This is a genomic window from Patescibacteria group bacterium (genome assembly GCA_028692545.1).
Classification (GTDB): domain Bacteria; phylum Patescibacteriota; class Patescibacteriia; order UBA1558; family S5-K13; genus STD2-204.
In genome coordinates this window covers 22,722-29,519 of record JAQUXC010000013.1, presented here as the reverse complement: position 1 = coordinate 29,519, position 6,798 = coordinate 22,722, and the positions used below count along the sequence as shown (strand labels likewise).

At 27.7% G+C, this 6,798-nt stretch carries 3 protein-coding genes; all 3 read right to left on the bottom strand.

Annotated features, from left to right (window positions below; all coding sequences use genetic code 11):
- Positions 1 to 145 precede the first annotated feature (145 nt).
- The gene (locus tag PHZ07_04740) at positions 146 to 2,593 is read right to left on the bottom strand and encodes an ATP-grasp domain-containing protein (protein MDD3284873.1); all 2,448 of its coding nucleotides are present in this window, start codon (positions 2,591 to 2,593) and stop codon (positions 146 to 148) included.
- A gap of 198 nt (positions 2,594 to 2,791) precedes the next feature.
- Positions 2,792 to 3,469 carry a hypothetical protein gene (locus PHZ07_04735; protein ID MDD3284872.1) on the bottom strand — a complete coding sequence of 226 codons (678 nt, stop codon included), beginning with the start codon at positions 3,467 to 3,469 and terminating at the stop codon, positions 2,792 to 2,794.
- Between the two features lie 83 nt (positions 3,470 to 3,552).
- Positions 3,553 to 6,771 (bottom strand): efflux RND transporter permease subunit, encoded by a 3,219-nt coding sequence (locus tag PHZ07_04730; protein MDD3284871.1) that lies wholly within the window; start codon positions 6,769 to 6,771, stop codon positions 3,553 to 3,555.
- Positions 6,772 to 6,798 lie beyond the last annotated feature (27 nt).

Here is a 6,798-nt window from a genome sequence, read left to right as displayed (position 1 = left end):
AATTTGGAACACTCCTTATGAATGGCTAAATTATTACAATTTTAAAAGAATACATTTAACCCTTAACGGACTTACTCCTCATGAAAAGTATTTAGAAAGTGTAACCCTTGACTGTTAACTGTACATAATATATTATGTTTGATTTTTAAATAATATTTGGTTGCAAATGAAAATAGGGTGGATTATCTTTGTATCTTTTAATAGATAGTCTTATTATTTCCTCTATAAAATCCCCATAATTCAAACCTATCAATTTTGCTACACTAGGAACACAATCGCTAATATTTATAGAAGGATTTGGGTTTAATTCTAGTACATATGGATTATGGTTTTTATCTACTCTTATTTCAACTCTGCCGTAATCGTGACAATCCAAAATATTGTAAGTATCAAGTGCTATTTCTGATATAAGTGTTTCCAATTTTTTGTTTAAATTTTTTGGTGGACGCTGTATTATTATTTTTTTGTAATTTTTATCATCTGTATATTTTGCTTCAAAAGGATATATGTGCCAATAACCCTCGGGCATATTATTAAAAATAGATCTTGAAAGTGGCAAAACTCTTAAATCATCTTCATTACTACCAATTATTGAAACATCATACTCATCCCCCTCTATGTATTCTTCTATTAATGCTGGTCTTCCAATTTCTATCATTACCTTGTGTAATTGTTTTTTTAATTGTTCTTTGTTTGTTACAACAGAATCATTTGTAATACCAATTGAATTATCAGTATTTGCAGGTTTCACAATAAGTGGATATTTTAAATCATCTCTTATTTCGTCATCTAATGAATATAAATAGTCCCATCTTGGAGTAGGAATTTTATGATATGTTAATAATTTTTTAACCCTTATTTTGTCTATGCAAAGTCCCAATGTAAATGGATTTGATCCAGTATATGGAATTTGAAGTACATCTAAAATAGATGTAGCATGTGGCTCGAGTAAACTAGAATCATTTATTCTTTCACAAACATTAAAAACCATATCAACGTCACTTGTTTTTAAATCATTGAATACTTTTGTAATATTGTTGAAATCAAAAAATGTAACCTTGTAACCCCTTTCTTTTAGTGCTTTTTCAATATTTTTTCCGACAGATGCTAATTCATTTTCAATAAGTGAATTTTTGTCATCATAAATATTGCAGGCTATTCCTATGTGGAGATTTTTTTGATTCGCAATAGACATTTTTCTAATTTTTTCTATTTTTGTTTTGTCTATAATAATTGAAGAATGATTGAGTGCTGAAAAAGAAAAACTATTCTTTCGAGAAGTTTTTCCAATAGAGGACATTGGATGAAAACGAGCAACTTCAAAATTTACTAATTTTGTAGCCTCTTCCAAATTATCTTGTGCATCTAGATAATTGTCTCCTACAACTGTAATCCAGCCCAAATAATCATATCCTTCAGGTGGCATAAATATAGAATCTCCTATTTCTTTGAAAAATTGAATTTCATTTACATATTTATTTTCTTTTAATTTTTCATCTATATTTAATCTTGATAATATTCCTGATTCATCTGATATAAAATCTTTTGAAACAATGTATTTATATGGACTGTCTAATTTTTTTGCTTCTGGTAAATATATTCCCATTGCGATTTTTAATGCACTTTCTATTAAATCTACATGCCAAGCGACTTTTACAGAAGAATACATTTCATCTCCGCCCATTCGAAGATTTATTTCTATTGGAATAGGACCGTTCTTTGTTTCTTTTGCTTCAAAATGTAAACATCCATTTTGTATTCCAATTTTTTCCAAACATTCATATGCCATATTTATAAGATCATCTTGTGATGACATAGGTAGATTTGATGGAGTAGATCTTCCGGTTTCAATAAAAAATGGTTCATTTGTTTTGTCATTATCTGAAACAGAATAAAATTTCAAACGACCATTTTGAATTAAAATATCTATATCTACTTCATCGCCATCAATATATTCTTCAACCATTACATCAAGCCCATCATTTAGAGATGATTCTACGGATTTTGACATAGACTCTTTTATATATTTGAAACTTTGAAGAAGTTCTTCTTTGTTTTCTACTTTTATTACATATGCGCTACTTGATCCATAAACTGGTTTTATGACAAGTGGAAAAGAAAGTATTTCTATAGCTTTATCTATATCTTTTTCAGATGATAGAATCATGTGTTTTATATGTGGAATTTTGTTTTTTTCGCAGAATTCTCGAAACAAAAATTTATTTCTTGCTATATTTGCCGATTTATATGGAATTCCTGTAAAATCAAATTTTTCAGCTAATTTTGAAGTTAAAAGTACATCATCTTCCCAAAAAGTAATTACTCCGTCTATTTTTATTTTTGTATTTTTTTTTATAAATTTTTCTACAGCTTTTATTGCTTCACTATGAATATTTGTATTAGCACAAATCCATTCATCTACATATGGTTGTGCCCAATTTTTTTCTTTGTTTAGGGCTATTATCTTTACCCCAAGTTTTTTTATTCTTTGTAGAATAAATCTTTTTCTACTGGAACCTGTATTTACTAGTAAAATAGTTTTTCCTTCTATTATATTTTTTTCTGTGTTATTGTGTTCGTTGTTTTTTTTCATAAAAAATCAAAATAAAAAACTAATTCTAAATTAGTTATTAAAAATTAAATAATATTATTAAATAAATTAATCTTGACTCCGGGAGGCTGATTATCTTCTTGTGAATTCATATATAAAAGTATTTAATATTAATAGATTTATTATAGTATACTACAATTTATTTAAAATTAAAATTAATTTTTAAATAAAAAATATTTTTTATATTGGCATGTCTGGTAGATCTTTTATATCTGGTATTTGTATTGATTTTTCACTTCTATTTTCTATATTTTTCGTACGGGTTTCATAATTTTGTTCATCTGGTGTTTCTAAATCTTCTTTCTCATTTTTTGTATTTATAAAATCTAAATCATTCATTGTTGGTGTATTTATCTCTATATATGTTGGTGCGTTTATTGTTTTATTTCCTGTGCTTTCTTGATTTTGTTGTGTTTCATTTACATTATATCTTTCTTTTCCCAAGCTTTTATCTCTCATTTTTTCCGCCATTGCATCTATAATACTTTTAACATCAGCTTTGTCATATCTTGTAAATTTTGAATCTGTTCTAACTAATTTTTCAGCTTCTGCCATTATTGCTTTTTTGTCCAATCTATTTATATGTGCTTTTCCACTTGTTGAGTGTTTTTTCAATCTATCAGACACTATATCATATATTGATTCTATGTTTTTTTTGGATAGATTTTGTGTAGCCCCAAATCTACCAAGCCTTCTGATTTTACTTAGCTGTCCTTTTAATCCTAAATTTTTTTTATTTCCATAAGTGCCTTCTGTAAAGAATCTACCTTGTCCAATTTCGTTTGTATCTATTTTTTCCCAGACACTAGGCCTACCTATAGGGTTATCCTTTAAATTGTTTGCTTGATTTAATCTCATAGTAATATATTAGCATTTTATGACGAAAATAAAAGGTATTAGTAAAATACTAGTACCTTTTATTTTTTTAATTCTTTGAGTTTTTATTCATCAATCATACAATTTTTATTCCATTTTTTATATTCAAAATTTGTATACATTATTGGAACTATAAATAATGTGAGTAATGTGGCAAAAGTTAATCCAAAAATTATTGAATAACTAAGCCCTGCCCACATAGGGTCACTAAGTGCAAGCGGTAATAATCCTATTACGGTAGTCGCAGTTGTAAGTATTATTGGTTGAAGTCTTGATACTGTTGCTTCATGTATTGCATCATAGAAATCCATATTACAATTTCTAATGTTTTCATTTATTTTTGATATTAAAATTATAGCATCATTTACTACTATTCCAGCTAGCGATACCACACCTATAAATGATGTAATGTTAAAATTTAATCTAAGTATTGTAAGACCAAGTATTACTCCTATAAGTGATAATGGGAGCATAAACATTATTATAAAAGGTTGTTTAAAAGAATTGAATTGTAATATCAATATAGATGCAATAAGTATTACAGCTACGATAAGTGATGTAAACATATCCGTATATGATTGTTGTATGTCTTCACTTTCACCACCGTAATCTATGTAATAGTTTTCTGGTAGGTTATATCCTTGTAATCTTTTTTGCAATTCTTTGAGTATAGTGTTTGCATTTTTTCCAGTTTCTACAGAAGATGCTATATTTATTATCCTTTTTGAATCTTTGTGTTTTACAGATGCTACACTTGGTTTAAATGATATAGTGGACAAAGAGGCGAGAGATATTTGTCCCTTTGGAGAATTTATGAGTATATTTTTGACATCTTCAATATTTTTGAATTCTTTTTCATCATATCCAACTTTCAATTCTATATCTTTTCCTTCTTTGCTGATTTCTGTAGCAGAAACTCCATACATTATTTGTCTAAGTGACATTGCTACTCCAGTTACATTGAGATTGTAATAACTAAGTTTTTTTTGATCTAATTGTATTACGAATTGCCCAGTAGTATTTTCTATATCTGTTTCTGTATCTCTAGTACCATCAATTTCAGATAATATTTGTTTTATATCATTTGCAATTTTTGTGAGTGTCTCCAATTGTTCACCACTAACTCTTAGTTCTACAGGAGAACCAGATGGTGGCCCAGCTTGCATAGGAGGCACTGTTATTTTTATATCTTCATGATTGTTTTTTTCAAAATAATCTCTTGTTTCTTGTGCTATTTCATAACTAGTCTTTTTTCGATTTTTTTCGTCTACAAGATTTACTGTAATATTTGCTAGATTTGATTTACTAGATGAATTGTCACTCATTCCGTATGACCCTTGAGAAGCACCTATTGTTGTAACATAATTTTCTATTTCAGATATATTCATTACATATTCTTCAATAGTGCTTACTTTTTTGTTTGTTTCTTCAAATACAGTTCCTACAGGAGCTTCTATGTTTATATAAAAATAATCAAAATCTATAGTAGGAAACATTTCTATTTTTATTAATCCAAAAATTGGCATGCTAACAGCGAGGAAAAATAATAAGGTAAATATCAAAAGTATAGACCTTTTTTGTTTTTTGTTTTTCAAAATTTTTAATAGTACATTTGCATATTTTTCTTTTATTGGCATTAATAATCTTTCAAGAAGCGGAATTTCTGGATCTATTATATTTTGTAATTTTGTTTTTTCTTTTTGTTTAGCTTTTTCATGTCTATTTTTTTTCTTTTTTAATATTCTAGAGGCGAGTGTTGGTAATATAGTAAGTGATATAAATAGTGAAGCAAATAATGTAAATGAGACAGTGATAGGTATATATTTTAGATAATCACCCATTATACCAGAGACAAGCAACATAGGTACAAATGCTGCTATTGTAGTCATTGTTCCTGATATAAGTGGCCATTTAAATGTTGCTACTGTATGAAGTGCTGCTTCAGTTGCATTCATATTTTTGTGTTCCATTGCATCAAATATTCCTTCCATTACAACTATTGCAGTATCGATTAAAAGTCCCAATGATAGTACGAGAGAAAATGTTGTCATACTATTCAATGTAAAATTTATATATTTCAAGAATGCAAATGATATTAGAAAAGTTAGAGGTATTACAAATATAGCGAGAGAAGATTCTTTCCACCCCATGGCTATAAATATTATTAATATTATAAGAAATATTGTTTGTATTGCATTTGTGCCAAGTGTATTTAAATCTTTCCTTATATAAATAGAGTTGTCGTTTGTAATCTTTATATCCAAATCTTCTGGTATTCTTTTGTTGTCTTTTAATTCTTGAATTTTGGCACGTGAATCATCTACTATTTTTAATATGTTTCCACCTGTTTTTTTGTAAACCTGTAGAGACATTGTGTTTTGAGGAAGTCCATTTTTTATTCCGAGTTTAGATATCGTAGTTTTTTCCCTGAAATTATCTTTTATATCAGAGATATCTTTTAGGTATATAGGTTGGTTATTGTAATAGGTTATTATAATGTCATTCAATTGTTGAGCTTCTGTAAATCTACCCTCAGTTCTTATATTATATTCATAGCCATCTATTTTTATATTGCCAAGTGGCATATCTATATTTGATAGAGATAAAACATTTACTACTGTATTTATATCCAATCCATATCCTTGAATTTTTCTTTTGTCTATTGTGATCTGAAATTCTCTTTTCAATTCCCCAAGAATAGGAGCTTTTGAAACTCCTTTTATACTTTCCAATTCTTTTTTCATCAAGTCAGCATAATCCTGAAGTTGAGAATTACTATAATTTCCAAACAAACTAAATGTGATTATGGGGAAATCATTTGTTCTGATTTCTGTAACCATGGGATCATTTGCTTCTTTTGGTAGATCTGGTTTTGCTGTTTCTACAGAATCTCGAAGTTTTCTTATTGCTTCATTTATTTCTATGTCTGGATCGAATTGTACAAAAATAGAAGATACTCCAGTTGCTGAATTTGATGTTATTTCTTTTACATTTTCCAAATTATCTAATTTTGATTCTATTTTATCAGTTATTAATTTTTCAATATCTTCTGGAGATGTACCTGAATATATTGTTGTTACAAGGGCATATGGTATTTTTACTTCAGGATCTGATTCTCTTGGTAGTGTAGCAAGGCTCACAGCACCAAGAATAAATATTGCCATTATAATAAGATAAGAAAATCTAAAATTTTTAATAAAAAATCCTACAAAAGAATTTTGACTTTCGAATTTATAATTTGTTTTAGATTCAAATATATTTTTGTTTTCAGTATCTTGATCCATTTTTTTATAAGATGTTATTTATATAAA

Coding starts and splice junctions, on each gene's coding strand:
- PHZ07_04740 (MDD3284873.1), bottom strand. CDS start 2,593: ATGAAAAAAAACAACGAACACAATAACACAGAAAAAAATATAATAGAA.
- PHZ07_04735 (MDD3284872.1), bottom strand. CDS start 3,469: ATGAGATTAAATCAAGCAAACAATTTAAAGGATAACCCTATAGGTAGG.
- PHZ07_04730 (MDD3284871.1), bottom strand. CDS start 6,771: ATGGATCAAGATACTGAAAACAAAAATATATTTGAATCTAAAACAAAT.